This window comes from Leptospiraceae bacterium, assembly GCA_016708435.1.
Taxonomy (GTDB): domain Bacteria; phylum Spirochaetota; class Leptospiria; order Leptospirales; family Leptospiraceae; genus UBA2033.
The window spans coordinates 134,918-159,397 of sequence record JADJFV010000033.1 but is presented as its reverse complement, the minus strand read 5'-3'; the positions used below and the strand labels follow the sequence as shown (position 1 = coordinate 159,397).

General features: G+C 35.6%; 19 protein-coding genes. 8 read left to right on the top strand and 11 right to left on the bottom strand.

Going from position 1 to position 24,480, the window contains the following annotated elements; genetic code table 11:
- Window positions 1-10: 10 nt before the first annotated feature.
- From IPH52_21510 to queG, 7 genes are all read right to left on the bottom strand, one after another.
- Entirely contained in the window at window positions 11-1,318 is a 1,308-nt protein-coding gene (locus tag IPH52_21510) for a methyl-accepting chemotaxis protein (protein ID MBK7057577.1), read from the bottom strand.
- 38 nt (window positions 1,319-1,356) lie between these two features.
- A complete protein-coding gene (locus tag IPH52_21505) occupies window positions 1,357-3,153 on the bottom strand; it encodes a UbiD family decarboxylase (protein MBK7057576.1) in 1,797 nt (598 codons plus the stop codon).
- 41 nt (window positions 3,154-3,194) lie between these two features.
- Window positions 3,195-3,392, bottom strand: a complete 198-nt coding sequence (locus tag IPH52_21500) for a hypothetical protein (GenBank protein MBK7057575.1) — start codon at window positions 3,390-3,392, stop codon at window positions 3,195-3,197.
- Window positions 3,385-3,732 carry a hypothetical protein gene (locus IPH52_21495; protein MBK7057574.1) on the bottom strand — a complete coding sequence of 116 codons (348 nt, stop codon included), beginning with the start codon at window positions 3,730-3,732 and terminating at the stop codon, window positions 3,385-3,387. The genes IPH52_21500 and IPH52_21495 overlap by 8 nt, the downstream gene beginning before the upstream one ends.
- 278 nt (window positions 3,733-4,010) lie before the next feature.
- Window positions 4,011-4,757, bottom strand: a complete 747-nt coding sequence (locus IPH52_21490; GenBank protein ID MBK7057573.1) for a hypothetical protein — start codon at window positions 4,755-4,757, stop codon at window positions 4,011-4,013.
- Between the two features lie 174 nt (window positions 4,758-4,931).
- Complete coding sequence (mutY, locus tag IPH52_21485) at window positions 4,932-5,990, bottom strand: A/G-specific adenine glycosylase (GenBank protein ID MBK7057572.1); 1,059 nt, start codon at window positions 5,988-5,990, stop codon at window positions 4,932-4,934.
- Window positions 5,991-6,157: 167 nt separating this feature from the next.
- The gene (queG, locus tag IPH52_21480) at window positions 6,158-7,087 is read right to left on the bottom strand and encodes a tRNA epoxyqueuosine(34) reductase QueG (GenBank protein ID MBK7057571.1); all 930 of its coding nucleotides are present in this window, start codon (window positions 7,085-7,087) and stop codon (window positions 6,158-6,160) included.
- A gap of 121 nt (window positions 7,088-7,208) precedes the next feature.
- On the opposite strand from queG, the gene IPH52_21475 reads away from it, so the two are divergent.
- Window positions 7,209-7,856, top strand: a complete 648-nt coding sequence (locus IPH52_21475; GenBank protein MBK7057570.1) for a hypothetical protein — start codon at window positions 7,209-7,211, stop codon at window positions 7,854-7,856.
- Window positions 7,857-8,613: 757 nt separating this feature from the next.
- A complete protein-coding gene (ileS, locus tag IPH52_21470; GenBank protein ID MBK7057569.1) occupies window positions 8,614-11,364 on the top strand; it encodes an isoleucine--tRNA ligase in 2,751 nt (916 codons plus the stop codon).
- A 165-nt stretch (window positions 11,365-11,529) separates the two neighbouring features.
- Here the strand turns inward: ileS and IPH52_21465 are convergent, their stop codons facing one another.
- Window positions 11,530-12,306: a hypothetical protein gene (locus tag IPH52_21465; GenBank protein MBK7057568.1), complete on the bottom strand. Its 777-nt coding sequence runs from the start codon at window positions 12,304-12,306 to the stop codon at window positions 11,530-11,532.
- Between the two features lie 131 nt (window positions 12,307-12,437).
- Here IPH52_21465 and IPH52_21460 point away from each other — a divergent pair, with 131 nt between their 5' ends.
- Both IPH52_21460 and IPH52_21455 read left to right on the top strand, forming a co-directional pair.
- The gene (locus tag IPH52_21460) at window positions 12,438-13,841 is read left to right on the top strand and encodes a hypothetical protein (GenBank protein MBK7057567.1); all 1,404 of its coding nucleotides are present in this window, start codon (window positions 12,438-12,440) and stop codon (window positions 13,839-13,841) included.
- A gap of 22 nt (window positions 13,842-13,863) precedes the next feature.
- The gene (locus IPH52_21455) at window positions 13,864-14,532 is read left to right on the top strand and encodes a serine/threonine protein phosphatase (GenBank protein MBK7057566.1); all 669 of its coding nucleotides are present in this window, start codon (window positions 13,864-13,866) and stop codon (window positions 14,530-14,532) included.
- Here IPH52_21455 and IPH52_21450 read toward each other — a convergent pair.
- Both IPH52_21450 and IPH52_21445 read right to left on the bottom strand, forming a co-directional pair.
- Window positions 14,529-15,830: a UvrD-helicase domain-containing protein gene (locus IPH52_21450; GenBank protein MBK7057565.1), complete on the bottom strand. Its 1,302-nt coding sequence runs from the start codon at window positions 15,828-15,830 to the stop codon at window positions 14,529-14,531. The genes IPH52_21455 and IPH52_21450 overlap by 4 nt on opposite strands.
- An 84-nt stretch (window positions 15,831-15,914) precedes the next feature.
- Window positions 15,915-18,230, bottom strand: a complete 2,316-nt coding sequence (locus IPH52_21445; GenBank protein ID MBK7057564.1) for a PAS domain-containing protein — start codon at window positions 18,228-18,230, stop codon at window positions 15,915-15,917.
- 380 nt (window positions 18,231-18,610) lie between these two features.
- Between IPH52_21445 and IPH52_21440 the strand changes: the two genes are divergently transcribed.
- The 4 genes from IPH52_21440 to IPH52_21425 all read left to right on the top strand — a co-directional run bounded on the left by IPH52_21440 (window position 18,611) and on the right by IPH52_21425 (window position 21,589).
- Complete coding sequence (locus tag IPH52_21440; protein ID MBK7057563.1) at window positions 18,611-18,826, top strand: hypothetical protein; 216 nt, start codon at window positions 18,611-18,613, stop codon at window positions 18,824-18,826.
- Between the two features lie 98 nt (window positions 18,827-18,924).
- On the top strand, window positions 18,925-19,521 hold the full coding sequence (locus IPH52_21435) for a hypothetical protein (protein MBK7057562.1): 597 nt from the start codon (window positions 18,925-18,927) through the stop codon (window positions 19,519-19,521).
- A 110-nt stretch (window positions 19,522-19,631) separates the two neighbouring features.
- Complete coding sequence (locus IPH52_21430; protein MBK7057561.1) at window positions 19,632-20,399, top strand: ABC transporter permease; 768 nt, start codon at window positions 19,632-19,634, stop codon at window positions 20,397-20,399.
- On the top strand, window positions 20,396-21,589 hold the full coding sequence (locus IPH52_21425; protein ID MBK7057560.1) for an ABC transporter ATP-binding protein: 1,194 nt from the start codon (window positions 20,396-20,398) through the stop codon (window positions 21,587-21,589). The genes IPH52_21430 and IPH52_21425 overlap by 4 nt, the downstream gene beginning before the upstream one ends.
- Before the next feature lie 78 nt (window positions 21,590-21,667).
- Here IPH52_21425 and greA read toward each other — a convergent pair whose 3' ends face one another.
- A complete protein-coding gene (greA, locus tag IPH52_21420) occupies window positions 21,668-24,424 on the bottom strand; it encodes a transcription elongation factor GreA (GenBank protein ID MBK7057559.1) in 2,757 nt (918 codons plus the stop codon).
- Between the last annotated feature and the right edge of the window lie 56 nt (window positions 24,425-24,480).

Below are 24,480 nucleotides of genomic sequence, written 5' to 3'. Positions count from 1 at the left end.
ATGCATTAAACTACAATTTAAATCCACTCACAATACTAAGAAGTCCGTCTGATTGTGCTTTTAAATTTTCAGAAAGCTCTTTTAATTCTTCCGACTCTTTGAGAAGAGATTGGAAAGAAAGAGAAAATTCTTCAACAGAGGAAAGCATTTGATTGGTGACTTTTTTTTCTTCGCCCACATTTTCGATAACCATCTCTAAAAACTCCGCTAAGGCTTTTGAACTTTTTGAAATCTTAATTGTATTGTCTTCTTGCTTCACAATTTGCACGTTTATTTTTTGAGAGGATGATTGAACTTTCTGAACATTTTGAATTAATTTCTTTAGACTCTCGGAGGAATCATTCACACACGCATAACCATGATTAACCGTTTTAATTGTATCATGAATGATTGACTTTACTTCTTTAACGCTGGTCATTGTCTTTTCAGCGAGCTTGGTTACTTCCATGGCAACTACTGCGAAACCTCTACCATACTCACCGGCTCTTGCGGCTTCAATACTTGCATTTAAAGAAAGTAAATTTGTTTGATCTGAAATTTCGGAGATAAGCGATGTAAACTCAGTAATCTTATTTGTTTTTACTTTTATCTGCTCCATGGCAGCCATTGCATCGTTAATATTTTTTTCCCCAATCTTACCTTCTTCAAAAGACTGTTTTGCAATGGTAGAAAGCTCATCCATTCCATGTAGAATCTTTGTTCCCGACTTTGCAAGATCTTCTAAATTGGAATCAATGTTTTTAAAAGAAGAAGCAGAACTTTCAAAATTAACACTTATCAAATCAAGTGATGCATTCATTTCTTCTAATCCCTGAGCCACTTGATTGGCGGCATCTGATTGTATGTCTACAGATTTAGTCAATAGGGACGCTGATTTATTGAATGTCTTTCCTGCGTCTCCAATTTGCTCGCCTGTAAACTTGATAGAAGTAAGCACACCACTAAAACCAAGAATTACATTGTCAATAGATTGGCTGATGATTCCAATTTCGTCTTGACGTTTTGATTCTAATAAATCAACTTGTAAATCATTTTGAGCGACTTTTGTGAGCAAATCAGAAATAGCCTCTACCGGGCGAAACGTTTGTGTTAAAACATAATATACCGCAGAAATACAAAGGGCACTAACTACAACAAAACTAATTCCCATTTTTATAAGAAAGGATAACAGATAATTCTCTTTATCCCCAAGTTTAGTATGTAAATCGTTCACCTCAGCAATAGATACTGTTGATAAAAAAATAAATCCTAAAAACAGTGCAAGAGACACAACTAATAAAATTTGAAATTTGGCGCCTAAAGATCTATAAAATGACATGGGTAAATTCTAACTTTATAGGATTTAATGCAAGCACATTAAATAAAATAATCAAATGGACTCTGAATAGAATCCAATAATTTCCCGAATCGCTCGTCTACTCTCTTCACTATGTCCAAGTCTGGAGTCAATACTGGTGGATACCAATCTTTCAATCGACAATCAATGACGATTGGATTTTTATAAGCGATGTGATTTCGTAAAACAGAATAATTTCCCGATACATCCCCTGCTGGTTCAAAGCGAGTAAAGATATTCCAAATAAAATCATGATCGGATTTACACGTATCTTTCGCATCATCCACTAGAAATACAAATAGAAATTTTTGAATCGATTGTTCTTTGAGTAAATCTTCGAGCGCCTTATCACCCGCCTTATACTTAGGACCTGATACGACTAACGCACCAGGACAGAAGACTGTGGGAGAATGAAACTTTTTACTTTTAAGCTTACCAGTAAATGAGGGGGTAAGATCATTTTGCTTCTCACCGATTCCCAAAAGAATCAACTTACTACCAGAATTTACTTTTGGTCCGGTATAATCGAGAGTATCCTGTGAGATGTTCGAAAAGATATGGACATCCGTTTGTAAATTGATCCGCTCTAAAATTGTAATAAAAGTATTTTTGAAATTTTTTAGATTTATAATCTCGTTTGTAACAAGTAGACATTTTGATAAAGAAAGATGCCCTTCTCCTAAAATACGAAGAGCTGCTGTAAATGCCTCTTTGTGATAACGCTCTTTAACAACAGTAGCGGCTAACGCATGAACACCCGACTCCTCATAAGCCCAAACAGAAATTGCTTTAGGCATAACAAGTGGAAACATAGGAGAAAGTAAATCCTGTAAAAACTCGGCAATAAAATGATCTTCCTGTGGAGGTCTACCTACTACCGTTGCAGGCCAAATAGCATCTTTACGATGATGAATTCCATGGACTTTCATAATAGGATAATCATGCTGTAGCGCATAATAGCCATAATGGTCTCCGAAAGGTCCTTCCGGGTGTCTTACTTTTGGAGGAATTTCTCCGATGAGTAAAAAGTCTGAATCGGATACTATTGGTAAGCTGCTAAATTTTTTATTGCGGGTAATTTTTAATCTTTCACCAAGAAGTAAAGAAGCAATGATTAGTTCACTGAGTTCCTCAGGCATTGGGGCTACAGCGGCTAACGTCATTGCGGGAGGTCCGCCTACATAGATATGACAGGGAAGACTCATATTTTTTTCTTCTGCTTCAAAATGATGAAATCCTCCACCACGATGAATTTGAATATGCATACCTGTTGTATCTCGATCATGAAATTGGATTCGATACATTCCTAGATTTCCTTTTCCATTCACAGGACTTTCGGTATACACAAGCGGCAAAGTAATAAAACGCCCCGCATCCATAGGCCAGGATTTAAGAGCGGGTAATTGCATTATATCCACAGGAGTAATCGATGAATCAAGGACTCTAGGAGAACTTTCTTTTTTTAATCCGACTTTTAATGCTTCAAAGGCGAGATGCCTTGCCTCCCAAATTTTCTTAGGAGTCGGTGGCATTATATTTTGTGCGGTATGCGCAATCTTACGAATCAAATCAACAGGACGCGAACCAAAGGCAATATGAATTCTTCGCGCAGAGCCATACAGGTTAGTAGCCACAGGAAATTTAGAGCCCTTTACATTTGTAAATAATAGCGCAGGTCCACGTCTTGCGACTACTCGCCGTTGTATCTCAGCGATTTCTAAATTCGGATCTACTGAATCTTCAATCACTAAAAGTTCTTTTTCTTTTTTTAATTCTTCTACAAATTCGCGAGTGGAGTGGAGAGGTTTATGGTTCATACTTTTCCTTAATATTTAACAACACATTTTTTTTCCTGCGTCTACTTTTGTATAATTTTCTTGATAAAGTTAAGAACAGAACTCAATGTCATTTCGGAAGATTCTTCAATTGCATCTTCTTTTTCACGATGCAAATGATATGGAAAATTTCCTATGTGTGGATGATGCGGAGCATTATCCCAACGGAGTATTAGTGAATATTGGTGAAGTAAATCATCAATAGACGCTCTATCAAACATTTTGAAAATAATCCTCTATTTTTTTACGATAATCTATTTTAGAGGCTATTTGGTTTTCTGTTTTTAATCCGAGTATTTTCTTTTGCACTACTTTTGAACTATGCAAAATACCTTCCCACTCTATAAAATCATCTTCCTTTTCCAAAGTTCCATACTTCGTAAATGTAGAAGAATTATTTTCGAACTCATGGAATTCAACTCCATATTTTTGTTGAAAGTTTCCCAATTGCTTTTCATACATTACTAATTTATGCTCTAATATGTCTAATGCATGGAACCTTGCAAATTCCTCAATGGTAGGAAATCCCAATTCCTGAACTGTAGCTTGTAAGGTATTCATACTTTGATTAACGCAAGGATAATCTATTTTTGCAAGTAGAATTTTAGTTTTTTAAATATCTGCACTGTGTTCGATTGCATTGTTTTATTATTTGAATGCTTGTATATATTTCAACTTTTTTAATTTTGGGATTTTGTAGTATTGTTATTGGTAAATTTATGTTTTATTGCTTTTACACTTATCGTGAATGGTACGTAGGCTTAGATTGAGAGATTGGACAGATTCCGAATAACGGAGCGTTGTCTGCTCTTGAAGTGGAAACTCTCCGTTATGTGCAGTTACTTTTTTAAAATTTTTGAATCAATATTCATTTTTATCCAACCATAAATTACTTCACATTCATCCTCTCCTGGATAAAATCCTTGTCCAAAAGCTGTATATGAGCAAGGAATTCTAACTAAGATCCAATCTGAATCAACTTTTTTACCTAGAACTATTAATTTGCTTGGTTCAGGTAAATAATAACAGTATAGACCCCAATGGTCCCCGCAAGCAGGAAATAAATATTTATCGCTTGTTTCATTTGGAGATAAAAAAACTTCAGCACCCTTCGGAAAAAAAGTCTTTTGGAATCCTAGTGTTATAATCGAATTACCATTGAATAATACTTTTTGATTGAGCATCACTTTTTTATTTAAGTTCCAAAAAGTAACTTTTAATTCAGAGCAAAAAATTTTTTCTTGGTAATCTACTGAATTAGAGTCATTAATTAAATTGCAATTTATTGTTTTAAACTTTTTCCATTCAGGATTAATACAAAAATCTTTTACGCCAGTTACTTCCAATTTTAATGAATTATTTTTATAATCATATTCGTATGAGCCAGCCATTAAGCCACGACAATTGTAAGAAAGCGATGAGATTATAAATGCCCCGCTATGTAAAAATGAAAGTTTTAAAATAGAGTGTTCAAATGAATTAAAACGTTCCTTTGACAACCAATTTCCTTCTTGAGAAAGAACCCCCTTCTGTGATTTTGGGAAACAGGTAACAATAAAGAAAAATATTAAAATAAATTTTTTCATAGAAATATCAATTGTGTAAAACTAAAATTATGCGTATATTCATGCCACCACTCATTTCGAACTAGAAACATTTTTTATTTTGTTTGCTAAATAGATTTCTCACACTCGCACAAACCGATGTGCTCAGTTCGAAATGACTCTATAAACAGCAAATCCTTTACTTCATATCCACATTCAGCTTCCCGCAATCGACGAAGCAAATTCTAACTTCAAATCCTCTTTCTTAATCCATTTCCATTCTATTTCAAAAGAAGGAATTTTAGAAGAAAGAATATTTTCTAAGGTTTGTAAATTTTTATTATCGAGGGAAAATCTAGCTTGTTGTAATTCAATATCATGGTGGGTAATACTGTGTTTGCCTGTTTTTAACCAATCTGCGTCAGTGTCTTTTTCTCTTAAATATTTTCCGAATTCAGAATTGTCTTCATAACTAGTAGGTAGCTTCTTTCCTTCAATTAAAAACGGAAGAGTAAAAATAGTTTTAAAAAATCTTCTGTGTTTGTATTTAACAACGAGTATGCGCTCGTCTTTTTCCAGAAAGAAAAATTTTAACTTGATTGGAAGTTTTGTTTTTTCTTTTCCCATGATTGGAAGTTCAGTCTGTTTTCCTTTTTCAAATGCAAGACAACCTTTTTGAATAGGACAAAGCATACAAAGGGGAGCAGGCAAACAAATAGTTGCCCCTAGTTCCATCATAGCCTGGTTGTGATCGCCTGGATTTTTGGAATTCAAAAAAGTATCGGCTAATTCCTGTAAGGCTTTGTGAGACGAAGGAAGGGAAATATTTTCTTTGAATAAAAAATATCTAGCGAGAACTCGCTTTACATTTCCATCTAATACCGCAAACTCTTTGTTATACGCTATCGACAAGACCGCGCGGGCTGTATAGGGTCCGACTCCTGGAACAGACAATGCATCTTCAAGACTATCAGGAAATTTAGAGTTGAAATTCTCTTTTAAATACACAGCGCCCTTTCGTAAATTAATCGCGCGGGAGTAATATCCCAAGCCTTTCCAGTATTGAATTACTTCTTCCTCTGTTGATTCAGCAAGACTTGTAATAGTAGGAAAACGTAAAATGAATTTTTCATAAGAAGGAAGCATTGCGGCAACTCTTGTTTGCTGTAACATCACCTCACTAATCCAAATTTTATACGGATCTTTGTTTTCGCGAAACGGAAGTTTGCGTTGGTTCTTTAAAAACCAGTTGAGTAGTTTATCTTGTGTGGTCATAGTTTATTTATTTTCGAAACTTTTTCAGTCATTTCGAACTAGCAGCTTCCAAGTTTGCACCGTGAGAAATCTGCCTTAGTTCTTAGGACTAGAATTGCTTTTTCCTTTCTTAGTCAGATAGACCTCTCACAAACGGATGTTCGAGGTGACTGTGTAGTTAAAAGTCTTCATATACTTTCAAAATTCCTCTTCCACATACTATGCGTTATCCTATCCATCGCACTATCCTTCACAAATTCTTTAAACTCTTCTTCTGTCATTTCTAAAAAATCCTGTTTGGTAAAAGTTTTAAATTCTTCTCGGAGTTTAAATTCTTCGTTCATTGTATAAACTTCTCGCTTCTTCGCCTTTACTCGATTCCAGGGACATACCTCTTGGCAAATATCACAACCATACACCCATTTGCCATTAGCCACAGGATCAGAAAATACTTCACTTCGGTCTTCAATCGTATGATGGGAAATACATTTACCTGCGTCGATTTTATAGGGTTCAAATAAAGCGCCAGTAGGACAGGCATCTAGACAAGCACGACAAGTTCCACATCGATCTGTAACAGGTTTATCGGCTAATAAGTGTAAATCGGTAAGAATGGCGGAGAGAAAAAAATAAGAGCCAAGGTCTTCATTGATAATATTTGTATTCTTTCCCTGCCAGCCAATTCCTGCTTCTCTTGCAAATACTTTTTCGGGAACGGGAAGCGAATCTACACCTTGTCTAAATTTATTATCTGGAAAATTCTCTCGCAAGTATTTGAGCAGAGGCAAAGACATCTTCTTTAAAACGTTATGATAATCTTTTCCTGTCGCATAACGTGAAATTTTATAATCTTTAGTAGCGAATACTTCTTCGTAGTCTCTATCCTGGTAAAGACAACCAAGCACAATCACCGAGCGCGGAATAAATCCCAAGTTGTTTAGATTGAGCCGTAAGTCTTGGTTACGCGCATACCAATCCATCTTTCCGGCTAATCCTTGTTCTACCCAGGAACGAATATTTTCTTTGTCTTTCTCTGGCACCACAGCATCCGCTACGCCAAATAGCGAAAAGCCGCATTCGAGTGCTTTTGATTTGATTTGGGTTAGGTCAGGATGCATACATGATCGAAATTACGCAATTAGAGTTTAACAGCAAGCTTTTTATTAAAAGATTAGGTAATTTCCCCAATCAGGGTAATTACCCATTGACAAAAGAGAATTTTCTTGCGAAATTAAAACAATGAAACTAATCCAAATAATCCTTTTGATTCTAACATTAAACAATTGCAGGCACTACTTCGTTCGAGATGCGGCTAAGTATAATTTAACCCAAGAAGAAGAAAATATTTTAAAGAGTAAGAAAATTGGAGTTGTTGGATTTCATCCGTTTTATAATGATCGCGATGAATGCTGTGATAATCGGCAAATACTTAGTAGCAATCTTGTTAAGGCTTTACAGTTTATTTATGAGAAAAAAAATGATACAGATATAATACCATTTAATCCAAACCAATTTGTTACCGGAATCGGCAGAGCAAGAAGAGATCAAAGATTATCTACAGAAAGGACAACAAATTTTTTTTTAAAAATTGGAAAAACAATCGAAAAATCTAATATAGTAAAACCAGATAAATCAATTTCAGAGAACAATTTACGAATCTTTTTAAAAACGTATTTGGAAAAGACAAAGCATTTAGGTCATAAAGAAATTTTAGACTTACTTGATTTTTCAGATAAAAATAAAATTTACTTAAAAGAAAATGATTTTGATTATTGGGTAATTGGTTTCCACTCACCTCGTAATTATGATATAAGTGCGGAAGCCATTCTTACTTTTTATCCGTCAATTCTTACCTTTTGGATTTTTTCCTTTTATCGGCCACGATGAAATAAAATCTACTTTCTGGATTTTTGATAAAAAATTAAATCTATTAAAAAAAATCGAATTCGAAAATGATTATACCCTTTACATTACAGCACTTTGGGTTATCTGGAAATCGGATGATAACATAATATTCAATGATAATATCCCCATCGATGTCTACGAACCAGACCTAAAAGAATTCCAAAAAGAATTTGTGAAGATCATAAAAGAGAGGGAAAACTAACCTGACTGACAACGCAGAGGTAGTTTTAAGCGACGTGTGTTATATCCATTAATGCTGTCAACATAGGGATTTTTTAAACACGAAGGTCACAATGGTTTTCACAAAGAACACAAAGTGAATCATTTTTCTTAGTGTGCTTTGTGTGTTTTTTCTTTGTGCTCTTTGTGGGTTCTTCTTTTCCATAAATTTAAAGCATTAACAATCACCTAAAACGACTTCCAATCTTTTATCGGTGGTAATCTTTGAAATGCCATTTGATGTCGTGAAACCTCTTGAAGGCGAACAAACGTTTGTTCGCCTTCTTGATATCCCCGACAAAAAACGAAACTCAATGTTTCTCTCTAGGGTCGAAACATAATGGGGATGACAAATGAACACCGAACCGACCTTATAATAAGCATATCGTATCTTTTATCGGTGTCCTCGGTGTTCATTCCACCCTTCGCTCCAAGTATTCGCGACCTTCGCCTTCGCCTGGTAAATCTTGTTTAATTTTCAAATAGAAATATTTCCCTATTTTAAAAAAATGACAGGTGTATGAAAGAAGATAAGAAACAAGAAAACCCTTACTCAAAAACAGTCATTTTGCCGACCACAGAATTCCCGATGAAAGCGGATCTTTCCAAAAGAGAGCCTGCGACTATCGCGAAGTGGAAGAAAGAAAAACTTTTTACCAAGATGCGCGAATCTCGATCTGCGGCTAAGAGCTATGTGCTGCATGACGGACCTCCTTATGCAAATGGAAATTTCCATGTGGGACATTCTTTAAATAAAATTCTAAAAGACATCATTGTAAAATCAAAACATCTCGCGGGCTTTCATACAGATATTATTCCAGGCTGGGATTGTCATGGTCTTCCAATTGAAGTGCAAGTTTTAAAAAATCTAGGAAAGGATGCACCTAATACAAGTCCGACCGAGCTTAGAAAAAAATGCCGTGAGTATGCAAATGAATACGTGGGTAAACAAAGCGAAGACTTAAGTCGATTTCTTTGTTTCTTTGATGAAGATAGAAAGTATCTCACGATGAGTCCTGATTACGAAGCAAAGATCATCGAAGTGTTTGGTGATTTATTTAGTAACGGTTATGTTTACAAAGGCAAGAAGCCGGTATATTGGTGTATTGCGCTCGGCACGGCTCATGCTGAGGCTGAGATAGAGTATGCGAACCATACCTCTCCTTCTATCTATGTAAAATTTCCAGTCGTAGGAGAGGCTAATACAAGTTGCCTCATCTGGACAACTACTCCCTGGACTCTTCCTGCGAACTTGGCAATTTGTTTTAACAAAGACATCGAATACTCCGTGTATTCCTCTGAGTCTCATGGCAAACTCATATTAGCCGATGGACTAAAAGAATCCGTAGAAGCAAAATGTGAAATCAAATTAGAAAAAGTAAAATCCATTTCTTCGGATGAATTATCTAAATTAAAATTTCAACATCCTTTTGTTGATAGAGTTTCGATTCCTCTTTTTGGAAATCACGTAACTCTAGAAGCGGGAACTGGTTGTGTGCATACCGCACCCGGTCATGGTATGGATGACTATAGAGTGGGAATCGCAGCTGGACTTGAACCGTATAGTCCGGTGGATGATCGCGGAAAGTATACTCATGAGTTTGCGCTCATGGAAGGAATCCAAATATTTGAAGCAAATCCAAAGATTGTGGAATTACTAAAAGAAAAGAATGCGTTAGTGCATTACTCAACCTTTGAGCATCAGTATCCCCATAGCTGGAGAAGTAAAAAGCCTTTAATTTTTCGTGCAACTCCACAGTGGTTTTTTAAAATCGACGAAAAGGATTTACGCAAAAATTCTCTAGAGGCAATCGACAAAGTAAAATGGGTTCCTGATTGGGGAATCACCCGTATCCGCTCGATGGTAGAGAACCGTCCTGATTGGTGTTTGTCTCGTCAGAGAAATTGGGGAGTTCCAATTCCTGCCTTTCGATTGGCTAATGGCGAAACCTTCATGACTCCCGAAACTGTAAAATACTTTGTGGACATCGTAAAAAAAGAAGGTATCGAAGTTTGGTATACCCGTGAACCAAAAGACCTACTTCCGCCTAATATCAAGTTGCCGTTCGGGGATGTAAAAGACGTAATCAAAGAAAATGATATCTTAGACGTTTGGTTTGATTCTGGCGTTTCTAATTTTGCAGTGCTTGATTACAAAGGAGAATCTCCTGCTGACCTTTATTTAGAAGGCTCGGATCAACATAGGGGTTGGTTTCAATCCAGTCTCTGGCCTTCGATGGCGTTACGCGGCATTCCTCCTTATAAAACTGTGCTTACTCATGGTTATGTGCTAGATGAAAAAGGTCATGCTATGTCTAAGTCAATGGGTAATGTCGTTAATCCGACAACGGATATCATCAATGTTTATGGTGCTGATATTTTGCGTCTATGGGTTTCTTCTCAAGATTTTAGAGATGATGTAAAAATCGGAAAAGAAAGCATCAAGAACGTAAGTGAGCAGTATCGTAAGATTCGAAATACCTTCCGTTATCTACTTGGAAATCTTGCAGGTCACACAACTGCGGATACTGTTCCTTATCCCGAAATGGAAGAGATTGACCAATACTATCTTGCACAACTTTACATTCTTGCAGAAGAGTTAAAGTCTTCTTATGAAACTTTTCAATTCCACCAGATTTATCAAAAGGTTTTAAAATTTTGTGTAAGTGAATTATCACAAGACTACTTTGAAATCATCCGCGATAGAATGTATTGCGATCGAAGAGACTCTAAAACAAGACGCTCTTCTTGCACTGCGTTAGCCGTTATCCTCGAGTCGTTAGTTGTATTACTCGCACCAGTTCTAAGCTTTACTTCCGAAGAAGTTTGGGAAAATTATGGAAAGAAAACTTCTGTGTTCCTAGAAAAATTTCCTGACTTAACTGCTTACAAAAACGAAGTTTTAATTCAGAAATTCGAAAAGGTATTCGAGACAAAAGAATTAGTCCAAAAAGCACTCGAGAACGCTCGCCAAAACGGAAAGATAGGAAAATCACTCGAAGCAAAACTTTTCGTGAGCTATAAAAATTCTTCTATCCTAGAAAAACTTTTTACCTGCGAAGATTTCGAATTGTTCTATGTAGTCTCTCAAGTAGAATTTGAACCAATTGGCAATTCAGTCGAACACACTCTACTCAGCTCTGCCGAAAACGATGAGTTCTTAATTGAAGTCACTCTACCGGCTAATCCCGAATGCCCGCGCTGCTGGCGACATACACGCGATATCCACAAGGGTGGGTTATGTGAAAGATGTAAAGCGGCGGTGGGTTAATTAGGAATGTTGAATGATAGATTAAGTTTGATCTATCGTTCAATAAAGTTTGACTTTGTCATTTATATGTCACCCCCGAGTTTTTCTGTTGGGGGTTTCAAGAAGGAAAAAGGTTGTGTGTCGAAAATTTTTGAGTGGTGAAAATTAAATCTACGAAAAAAATCTTCACATCTTCTTCAAATATTTCCCAATGACAGATAAACTTTCTACTACTTCGCCGTGCTCTACAATTTTAGAAATTTGATCTTGGTTTTCTTTTCGAATTGATTCTAATTGAGTGCTTAATTCTTTATCGAGTGCGATTTTATTTTCTTTGATTAGCTGAGAATTATCTGAAAGTTTGTTTTCGAGATGTTCTAGTTTAGATGTCATTGTCAACAATTGATCGTCTACTGCTACTTTCCAAGAACCACTTTTAAGATCAGGGTTTAACAAATAACCTGCTTCTTCCAATTTATGTTTAAGTAATTCGATGTCTTCTCTTGGATAATGAAATTCTTCGCGAATCATTTCTAATTTTTTCTGAAGATATTCATAAAACCGAATTCCGGGTCTAAGAAATGTTAAAAGAAGAATTAAAAGGGAAGAGTAATAACCTACAATGCTAATTTGCGAATAGGCTACCCAAAATAATACAAGAGCGGATACTATGTGTAATCCGATGGAAAGAAAAAAAGATCTTCTTCCTACTTTCTCAGCGAATAATAAGCCTTCTTCGCTGACTGAAATGTTCTTTAGTTTGGAGATTTCTGCTTCGTAAATGATTTCTCTTGCTTTGAAATAAGCATTCCAGGGAATCGTCACTACAAAGAGCATCCAAATAATAGAAAGGGAACCAACTAACCAATCCATAAATTCTCCTGTTCCGACTAATTTGAATAAACCGAAAGCGGCAGCTATTACGATGAGGGATGCAACAAAAAAGGAAATTAGATTATTCATATTTATTCTCGTTTGGTTACCATAAAACTTCTTGCTCAAGAGAACAAATATTTTTTGATTTGAATTAAAAAAATACTTTCACATAAAAACCTTTCTTTTCCTATATTCTTATTAGATAGGAATTTTAAACAATGAACAAAGAAAAACTTTTTGGTTTGAAACCAAATTTCATCACAGTCGCTTACTCACAGTTAATTAAGTCAGCGATATTTTTACGTTACGGCATTAAATCAGACGAGAAGATTTTTCTCAGTTCTAAACCATCCCCAATTCTTGGTGGACTAGAAATTTTCCAGCGTGGTGATGGTTGTCAAGTAGACAAAGGAATTTTGGTTGGCACAATTCGTATGGGCTACGGTCATCATCGTATGGCGTATGCCGTTTACTCCTGGGTGCTCGCCAAAAAAGTGAAACCGTATCTACATGATCTTCTCGGTATTCAGTCCAATGAAGCCGTTGCCATCAAAGAAATTGATGGACTTTATAGTCAGATGAGTCGTGCCTCTTCTGAGTGGGGCGGTCCGATTGAATGGGCTTGGGGGCAACTCACTGCACAGGGAAACATTGGCTCTCTTTATCTTTCTGCTCTTCTCGCTGAGAGTTATGCAAATATGATGTCCGATCTTTCTCGTTCTCTGCCGTATATTTCCACTTATCCGCTCAATGGTCAAGTCGCTGTCGAAGCGGGGTTTACCAATGTTATCCACTTGATTTGTGACAATTATCCGCAATACTATTTACTCGTTCCGGGTGCTTTGAATTTAGTTCAGAGTCCTGCGTCTTATCATAAGTTTATTGATATGGGTGTTCCCAAAGAAAATTTACAAATCGCTGGTCATTGGGTTCCTGAGCCTATAGTAACTAACGTTGAAGCAGACTCTAAAGCCCGTATTGAGCGCATTGAAAAACAAAAACCAAAACGTCTTCTTCTTCCAATCGGTGGAGCCGGTGCGCAGAAGAATTATACTCTTAGTCTCATCGACAAGATTAAGAATAAATTGAAGAATGGCGAATTACACCTGTTTATCAACGCAGGCGATCATGCAAATATCTTTGAAACATTCAAGACTGAGTTTGCTTCGATGGGTTTAAATTATAATATTGTCAGTGATTGGAAATCTCTTCTCGAATTTTGTAAGACTCATAGTTTTGATTCTAAAGAAGAAACAAAACTTGCTCCTATTACAATTTTCTCTTATGCAAATTACTACGAAGCCTTTACTACGACTGATTATTTGATTCGTGTGTCTGATATTTTAGTTACAAAACCTTCCGAATTAGCCTTTTACCCCGTTCCTAAAATTTTCATTCGTCGGGTTGGAGATCACGAAGCAGCTTCTGCATTTCGTTCTATGGAGCTTGGCGAAGGAACGACTGAATGTAGAGAGCCCGAACATGCATTTGAAATGGTAAAACTTCTTACAGAGCAAAATCAAATCTTACAGCGTATGAATGAATGCGTTATCCGCAATGCACACGATGGAATCTATGATGGCGCTAAAAATGCTGTAGAGATGGCGGTAAAGTTACTTTAAATCATCGCAAAGGTATATGCCAATGGCTAAAGTGAAAAAAGAAAATTATTTAGCCATTGGTGACATTCATGGTTGTTTAGATGCGCTGAATGAAATCTTAGACTATGCCAATTCTTACCCTGACCATCAACTTATTTTTTTAGGAGATTATATAGACAGAGGACCTTCGGTAAATGAAACTCTGTCACGACTACGCGAGTTAGAAAATGCAATTTTTCTCTTTGGAAATCACGAATTGTGGTTATTTCAGACAATGGACGCGATAAAGGACAAAAAAGAGAAGAGTCAATATTTAAAAAGGAATGAAATTTCAGAATCGAACTTTCAGTGGCTAAAGGATAATTTAGTATTCATTTACGAAACCGAAAATTATATTTTTACGCATTCAGGGTTAAATCCAAATAAACCGCTAAATCAGCAATCTGAAGAGGATTATGTATTTACTTATTGGAAAAATGACTTCAAGAATATCACTTCTAAAATAGTAGTGCATGGACATATCCATGTTCCAGAGGTTCTATTCGGAGACAATAAAATCCTAGTAGATACAGGTTGTTCCTTGGGAGGACATTTATCTGGAGTTGTCTTGCCGGAAAGAATTATAATCAAAAGTCAGCAAACAAAAAATTATCTTAGACTATCGGTAGAAGACATTGTGAATAACTTTAAGAAGCAATTGAAACTAAATTAAGCACATTCTTTTATCCGTCCTAGCTGAATCTCTCGAACGGCAAATCGGAAGTAGCCAAAGAAATTGTCTTCGATCAAGTCTTTTTTTTGTTTGCGATTTCCAAAAATATAAAGGTTGTCTTTGGCACGGCTAAGGGCAACATAAAGAATCCTCCTTTCTTCTTCAATGATTTCCGGGTCTTCGTTGATTTTGATATTCCAACCTGATTGTAAATCTACAAACACCGTTCCAAATTCCAATCCTTTCGAGGCATGAATTGTGATAATGTTCGTTTCGGGAATTCCAAGTTTAATGAGATGTTGAATTCTAAAATTAGATCTACACAATACCATTAAATCAGGATTAGCGACCACGCTCTGTTTTATTTTTTCACAAAGGCTATCTAGTGTCTGTTCTTCATCTAGAAAAATTTTAAACACATTGGCAATTCCTTTTCGAAAGGGTTGAACTTGCTTTTTAATATTCTTTTTATTTTTTCCAATCGGTATAGCGGACGTTTGCACTATTGCAGGAAGAGAACGGTAATTGGTCGTTAGAAAATGTATCGAGCAAGGAGTAAAAAAATCTTTGAACTTTAAAAATGGTTCAGTGCTCGCTCCTCTAAATCCGTAAATCGCCTGCCAGTCATCTCCCACAACACAAAGCTTTTCGGGGTTAAGTAATCTTAGCCACTCTAATTGACTTAAGTCTGTATCTTGAAATTCGTCTACAATCACTCGCTTGACTTCTTTTCTTGCATCCATTGCCCATTCTTTTTTGTCTCGTAGTGCTTGAAGATAAATTTGAACCAAGTCATCGAAGTCTAACTTTCCATTTTCTTTTTTGTATTGTGCATACGTATTATTTACCTCGATAGCAATTTTAGGAAAGTGTTTCTCTAAAAAATTTCCAGTCGAAGAAAGCAAGAACTCATACGGAATTCCTCCGATCGCAAATCGTTCTCTCTTGAAGTAGTCCTTAAAAATAGTTTCTTTTTCATTCGGCTCTATGATTTTGATTCCTGTGGTTGCAAAGTCAGGATTGTATTTTTGTAAAATGTAAAGGCAATACGCATGAAATGTTTGAATTCGTATTTCTGAATGAGTTACTTTTTTTTCTAAACGCTCTTTGATTTCGCCTACCGCTTTTCTTGAAAAGGTAATCACGAGTATCTCGGTTTGGTCTTCTGTGTTCTCTCTAATTACTTTCTCTAGTAGCGCAATCATTGTGCTTGTCTTACCGGATCCTGCCGCCGCAATTACCTGTTTGAAATTTGAGTCGTCTTCTAGAATTGCCTTTTGCTCTGTGCTATAATTCATATCATTCCCTAAATACTTAGGACAGAAAATGAACTTATGTGCGAATTTTATTTTAAACTTTACGCATTTGAGCAGTAAGGTGAGCTACAAGGATAGTTTTTCGAAAATGACTAGTAATTCATCTTTAGAGTAAGGCTTTTTTAAGCTTGCAACAAATCCAAAGTTCTTCGGGTCTGAGATAGCGGGTGATTCTGAATAGCCGCTTGCGATAATGGCAGGTGTTTTTGTATTTATTTTTCGAATTTCTTCTAATGTCTGAATCCCGCCTTTCCCTCCCGGTATTGTTAAATCCAATATAAATAAATGAAATTCTTTTCCAGCATTTTCTGCTTCTTTTATTATATGAATTGCTTCATCACCATGTCTCGCTAAAATAACTTCATAGCCCATTTTTTCCAATCGGACAGATTCAATCTCTTGAAGATATTCTTCATCGTCCATGAGTAGAATTCTTGCTTTACCTTTAATTGTAGACACATTCGAATCTATAATTTTAACTTCATTTCCTTTTTGAGCTGGTAAATAGATAATGAAAATTGTTCCCTTTCCTGGAACAGATTCTACATCGAAAAAGCCACCATGTCTTTTGATAATTGAAAATGCTGTTGTAAGTCCAAGTCCAGTTCCTTTTGTTTTGGTAGAGAAAAAAGGATCAAAAATCCTGGGAAGTATTTCTCTTTGAATTCCAACACCATCATCTTGAAAGGAAACCTTGATAAAGCTTTGATTTGAATCAAGAGGGAATTCTTTTTGTTTTAACCAAACATTTTCAGCTTTCACTACTAATGTGCCGCCGTCAGGCATTGCTTGTTGTGCGTTAATCGCAATATTATCGATGACTTGGCTAATTTGATTTTCATCAATTTCAGTCATCCATAGATTTTCTTCTAAATCATATTGAACCGAAATATTTGATCCACTGAGGGAAAATTGAATGCTCGCTTTTAAAATTGGAGTGAGTCTCACCATTTTTTTTATTGGCGCACCACCTTTCGAAAATGTCAAAAGCTGAAGAGTCAGCGCTTTCGCACGATTGAACGCTGATAACGACTTATTCAAATATTCCTCTATCCTTGGATGGTCTTTACTATACATCAATGCAATTTCGAGATATCCAAAAATTCCAGCTAAGAGATTATTGAAGTCATGTGCAATTCCCCCTGCAAGAATTCCGATAGATTCTAATTTTTGATTTCTTTGAATCGTCGCTTCGAGTTTAATTTTTTCAGTCATATCGCGAAAAACAATTACAACGCCAATTATTTTATTTTCATTATCCTGCATTGGGTCAACGCTATAAGAAATAATAAGTTCTCTTCCTGCTCTTGTCACCAAACTAGTATTAGCAGATAATTCTATTCGTTCTCTAGTTCGGATAATTCTCTCGATTGGATTTTCTAATGGAGTTCCGGAAATTTGATCTACAATTCTAAACACATTTGGTAATGGCATTCCAATTGCTTCCGTCGCATCCCAACCTGTCAGTTCCTTTGCAGCTTTATTGAACATAGAAATTTTTCCATCTCTGTCAGTTGAAATTACTCCATCCCCAATACTATGCAGAGTTACTGCAAGTCGTTCTCTTTCAGATGCAAGTAGCCTCTCAGAATTTTTTCTTTCTGTGATATCTCGGCTAATTCCGAGTAGCCCAATGATCTCCCCATCTCGGTTCCTAAGAGGACGTTTGACTGTATCAAATACATAAACTTTTCCATCTGTGTATACAAGATCTGCCGGATTATTGAGAGTTTCCCCTCCAAGAGCGGCAAGGTCATCATTTTCATATCCTCGAATTCCTTTTTCTGGATTCCCTTTCACTAACTCAATATCAACTCCATTTTCAATATCATTATGCCCGATTAAATCAGAAGCTTTTCTTCCGACTGCCTTTGCGACCATTTCATTGCAAAGAATTGTTCGAAGATTTCTATCTTTTACAAAAATAAAATCAGCCGAGCAATCTAAAATGTTTTGCATTAACTCAACATTTTCTGTTAATTTTCTCTCCTTTTCTTGTTGCTCTTGCATTTTCTGGTTTAATCTCAATGCAATGTTCGCAGATGAAAGTAATATTGATTCAGAAAAATTCTTAGACAAAATTGCAAATGGAGACGTTATTTCAATGATTTCAGACAAGTCCGCTTTTTCATCATTGGAAAGTAGGAGAATAGGGGTATCGAAAGCTTGAAAAAAATCTCGCTTCTTTTTGATTTCTTCTCCATTTTCTAGGGAGTCAATATCAATTAGCATTAAATCTGACTGGCAATTATTTTCTTCGAGAAGAATAGAATTGAGACTTTGAAATTGGGAAACACGGAAGCCCGATTTATTAAAGCATTCTGCTAGAGTTCTTGCTATATCCAAATCATTTTCGACAATGAGTATTCTCTTTTTCTCCAAAGCACTTCATCCTAAATTCAAAGGCGATAATTGACAAAATAAAATTTCAAAGGTATAATGAAAAGTCGCATTTTAGGAAATTAGATTCGCCCTTCTTTAAAAAAATTAGATTAAGGATGACCAATTTCGCATATCGCAAAAAAAATTCCATTTTCTAGTTTTTTTTTCAAAAAATAACGCATTTTGTCCTTTCCTGAAATTATACTTATTTTTGTTAGCAAGGAAGCTTTTCATGAAATTTGTTAGTAAATTTCATATTTTTTCATGAAAAGCTTGACAAATACTTAATAAACGTTAAGTATGCTAAACATATACTGAGTTTATTTTTTTGTTGACATAATACATATTTATGTCGTCTAATAAATGAAACGGAGGCAACCATGATTATTAGGTCTTTGGAACATCCAGTTTACTATCGCAGAAAGAAAGGCGGTCTATCCGGTGCGGAATTAAAACCCAAACCAGTTGAGGATAGATATGGCAAAACCTTCGAAGAATATCTATCGGAGGCTTTTCAAGGGGAAGTCGTTCAGAATGGTGCTTGGTTTTCAAATCAGCTATCTGATTTGACGAAGCGCAATTTAAAAAGAATCTGAGTCTTTCTTTTCCAAAAGGTCTCACATCGAAGACCGATCCACGCTCTATCGCATTAAGAAACCCTGAAAAACTTCAGGATTGGGAACTTATTGCGATATTGTTGGGAAGTGGAGGACATGGACGAGATGTAGAAATTCTCTCCAAGGAGCTACTGTTACAATTCTCAAGCATTGTTGGATTGGTAAACGCTCCTTCCTCTGTCTTATACAAGCAGAGGGGACTCGGAAAGGCGAAGGTAGCAATGCTATCAGCCTTGCGAGAAATTTGCAACCGTATAAAGTTTAGAAACATCTTTCATCAATCAGGTGCAAACATAGAATCCATAATAGAAGTTCTGTATCTAAAACTATTAAAGGAAGTAAGAGAATGCTTTTATTTAATTACACTCGCCCCTGATAAAACTTTGATCAACTTTGATCTTTTAGCACGGGGGGGATTGTCGGAAGTCGGAGTCCATTCTCGTGACATTGTAAAACAAGTCCTAGATGATACAGCAAAATACGTAATTATTGCACACAACCATCCACGCCAATCCTGTGAGCCTAGTCGAGAGGATTATCTACTATTTAACCAGCTTCAGAATTTACTTTTACAATTAGAAGTAACCTTACTCGATCATTATGTAATTGGAAAGGAAGGAGTTTTCTCTTGTGCTGAAAAAAGAATTCTTTTAAAGCACCAAATCACTTCTTAACTTTTGCCAATCAAAACCTTCACTAAAGGTATATTAAAAAAACCAATATACCAAAAATCAATCATTGATAAAGAGCTAAGTCCTGAAAATGTAGTTTCAAGACAAGCCTAATGAATAATGCAATAAAAAACTTACAAGTCCTTTGGATCTTAGTGAAGCGAGACTATGCCCTTCAATTTGCAGGAAGTCTGCTTGGGATTCTCTGGATGTTGATTCAAAGTTTGAGTTTGATATCCATTTATACTTTTGTTTTTTTTATTCTGAATAAATCTTCAAATCTTCCAAACTCTAAGTTAGATTATTCTAGTTATATTTTTAGCGGACTCCTGTTTTGGATACCTCTTCAGGAAATGTTAATTCGTGGTGTAAGCATTCTTACAGACAATCGACAATTAATCAAACGATCAAGTCTTGGAGTAAATCTATTCTTGTGGATTCCATTTTTGCAAATGATTATTCATAGTTTTGTAATTTCTATTCCGGTGTTTATCGTTTTACTTTGGTCGGGAAGTTTAGATTATCGTTTTTTCTTTTTTTCTTATCCAATTATTTTAATAACAGGACTTTATCTAATGCTTGTATTAGAATACCTCGCTCGCGTAAATATTCTATTAAAAGACATTTCCCCGATCATGAGACTTCTTTCACAAATAATATTTTGGACACTGCCTGTATTGTATTTTCCTTCTGGAGTTCTGCGAGAGGTTAATCTATATAATCCCTTTATTATTCCTTTAGATGTATTTCGATTTTTGGTTTTAAAGGATTATTCTATTCAATTTCCAGTTCTCATTTTTATTTTTCCTTTGTCTTTTTTTGTCTTAGTCTTTTTTTTAACTCGCTTCAAGTTAGATGAGGTTGTAATGGATCATCTATGATTCGAGTTCAAAATCTAACAAAGAAATATATAGGTTTTAAAACTCCACTGGAGAGAATTTTAACTGCATTAAGTTTCGGATTAATACCGGGTAGCCGCTCCTATACTGCTCTTAGCGGAATAGACATTGAAGTAAATGCAGGCGAAATCATAGGTATCATTGGAAGAAACGGTGCCGGTAAATCTACTCTACTAAAAGTTTTATCAGGCGTTTCTAAATTTCAGTCGGGCGTAATGGAGAAGAGTGGTTCTCTTCGATCTATTTTGGAATTAGGTGTAGGGTTTAATCCTGAGTTATCCGGTGATGAAAATGTTTATTATAATGGTCTAGTATGGGGTTACTCTCTGAATGAAATTAAATCTTTAGCAGATTCCATATTTGAATTTTCTGGACTGAATGAATTTAGAAATGTTCCCTTAAAAAATTATTCTACAGGAATGATGATGCGTCTTGGCTTTGCACTTGCAACTGCTAATCGTCCCGATATTCTTTTAGTGGATGAAGCACTTGCCGTTGGAGATGCTAGCTTTCAACAGAAATCTCTTTCTCGATTTCAAAGATTCAAAGAAGAAGGCTCTGCAATCATTATAGTAAGTCATGATCTAAATCTATTGCAAATGATTTCAGACAGAATGATTGTAATGGAAAAAGGCAAAATTGAATTTTGTGGATCACCGGCATTAGCCTTAAAGAAATACATCCAGATCTTAGCAGATAATTCTTTTACTGAATCTACAAATGAAAAACAAGTTAAATCAGAACATATAGAATCATACTCTCTCCAAATGCAAGGCAATAGAACAGCCAAATCCATTTTCGGTATAGGTGAAATTGTAACTATTAGTTTTTCTATTAAGCTTCGAGCGGCTATTCCTGATTTGACGATAGGATTTCATATTGACGATGCAAAGGGACTCCGAGTCTTTGGAACAAACTCTTATCATCTAAAAAAGGAATTTAAGAATCTAAAGGCCGGGTCTATCGTTACTGTTAGTTTTACATTTCCCCTTAATATTTCCCATGGGAAATATAATCTTGGTTTTGCACTCCATGAGGGAGATAATCATACAACAAACTGTTATCTATGGAAAGATGATATTTTGGATTTTGAAGTAGAGAGGCTTGGTGTTCCTAAGTTTGATGGACCTAGCTTTTTGCCTGTAGAGTGTGAGTGGGAGATTAAGTCGTAGAGAAGCAACGTCATTATCGTAGGGACTTGATTAATCAAGTCCTTACGATAAATGAGCGGTGATGATTATGCTTTTAGACTATATAGAGTAACGGCTAATCTCAAGAACTCTAAAGTTCATATGACTTCCTTCAAAATCAACAGAAGCCATATCCCCGATTTTCTTGCCTAACAATGCTTTGCCCATTGGAGACTGATAGCTGATGATGTTCTTTTCTGTATCAGCATCCCAGGCGCCTAGGATAGAGTATGTATCTTCTTCTCCATTGTTTTCGTTTTTCAATTTTACAGTGCAACCTATATTCATTTTATCAGTTTTAACGTCTGTAATATCTAAAATCTGAGCACTCTTGAGTTCAGTTTCTAACTTTTTAATTTGAGCTTGAAGTTGAACTTGTTTTTCCATTGCTGCCTTGTATTCAGCATTTTCACGCAAGTCCCCTTTCTCTTGTGCCTCACCTATATCTCTTGAGTTCTCTGCCATTTCAACGTTTACGAGATGCTCAAATTCTTCTTTCTTTGCATTGAATCCCATTCTAGTAACGAGAATAACATTGCTTGGAATTGAATAGCCATCGTCAGAAGAGTCGTCATCGGAACTAGTATAGCTATCATCCCACGAGAATCCAGGTTTGAGAGTATTAATTAGATTGAGAAGTTTATCCTTCTCTGCATCAGTAACATAAGGCACTTCTTTGAATAGTGCGTAGATTTTTCTAATAAAGTCTGCATCGCTAGATTTGATAACCATAGAGACGGTTTCATTATCATTTCCAAACAGGATATCCATTGCTGCATTCTTGAGCTTTGTTCCTTTCTCTTCAATCTTTCCAAGCGGTTTTAACAAACGGAATGTTCTAAGAACTAAGTCCGAAGTAGATACATTTAACCAAGAATAATCCCATGAGCCAGATAATATGGATTTTGCAACCCACAAGAACACTTCTGGATTCTCTTTTGATTTATTTATCGTTGTTTCCACAAAGAGGTTTAATTCAGAGTGCTTGTTTTCAGAAACTAAAACTCCAAATGCATATTTGTTTACTTTTACAGGGACTTCAAATAAAATTCCCATGAAAATATTTGTGTATTCTGAATGGTATTTTCGAATTAGATTTACATAATTCTTTTTTACTTCTACGTTCGTTAATTGCTTTGAGAAACTAAGCAATTCTTCCTTAGTTTGAGACTGAATCAGTCTTTGAATTTCTTCTGGTTTTTGATGACGTGGTAAATCATCGGAGTGAATCAAACTAGACGCAATTTCTAGGTATAAATAAGCAACAAGTCTACGGAAAATATCTTTCGCTTCTTCTTCTTCGTAATAGAAGTGATTAAAAGATTCTACAGCTCCCTCAGCTTCTTCATATACTTCAAGAGCTTCGAGGGCGATATCTAGTTTTTTGTTTATATCGGTTACCGCCGCAAATTTATCTGATAGCTCTTCTGTTAGAGAAATTGGCTTTTGACGGTAAATGATTTCATCTTTCTTTTTTGGATTAAATCCAATGCGCGGATCTTTCTTTAGAAGTATTTTAGCTTTGTTCCACCACTTTGACCATTCTTCTGATTTGCTTAAAAATTTTGTAGTGATCTCAGCCTTGATATCGCCAAGAGTCATTAGATTATCGTGGGAAGTTAATAGTTCAACAAAGAATGTTGGAATATCATTTGCAAATAAGTCTACGATCTGTTGCCTGTTTTCATATAACTTCACCCAAATATGATCTTGCTTGAGCGGTTTAAGGCTAGTAATCGCCATTTGAATAGAGAGCTTATGGTCTTTTTTATCCAGAAAGTCAACTACTATCGAATCACTAGCGCTGCTGATTGATTTAATCTGGCCAACACCCCAATTTCTATGCATTACATAGTTATTGGTGTCAAAAACAATATTTCGCTCAAAATTTGTAATACATGCTTTGATTGATTTTTTACTATTACCGATCTCTGACATCTTTAAGAATTCTTCCAACAAGGAGTGATTCACATACTTTGCCTTGTAGGCTCTAATTAAGTCATTTCTTGCTTTTTGAGATAGCGGCTCATGGTCAAGAATCTTCTTTAGCAATAGAATTGTTTTGTCGTAGTCTTCTAATTGCTTATAGGTCTCCATTAAAGGATAAAATAAAATTACGATTCTCGATTTTTCTCTAGCCGAAAGAAGAATTCGCTCAATTTTTTCAAAGAAGGGTAAATCCTCAAAATTGTGCTCGATCAGAATAGGCCAGATTTCTTCTAATTGCCCATATTCCTTTGATCTAGCGAAAGACTCAGCTGCTTGTTTAAGGAAGATAATAGCTTTGTCTCTATCTTCGTCTAGAATCGATAGAGCGTATTTTTTTGCAATTTCTGGATTCTTGCGATCATGTTTAGCTAATTTCTCTAAAACAAGTTTGAGTTCTTTGTTCTTATTTAATTTTTCAAGAGCCTCTGCTTTATATTTAAGTGCAAGTCTTTGCTCGCCAAATTGCAATATATGATCTGATATGTATTCAATGATAGTCCATTTACCATGAACTTTAAATTGCTCAAGTAATGACTTAAGATGATTAGAGTCTTCAATTTTATTTTGGATTAAGGATAAAAATCCTGTCAAATATCTAGCTGAAATGCTATCAGGATGATCTTTTAGGTGTTCCTCTATTTTTTGACTAGCTTCATCGAGCTTTCCAAGGGTTTTATAATGACTAATTAAATCATCTAAGATTTTAAATTTTGTAACGGGAACAGAAGAAGCATCGACGCGCACGTAGATATCTTCATTAAAGAGATTTGTGAGCTTATCTAGTTCACTGCTTGATTTTTCGTTCGTAATGACTGTTTCTTGGGACATGAAACCACTCCAAAAGCAATTAAAGATTTATTTCTATTTATTTATTTTAGTAAAAG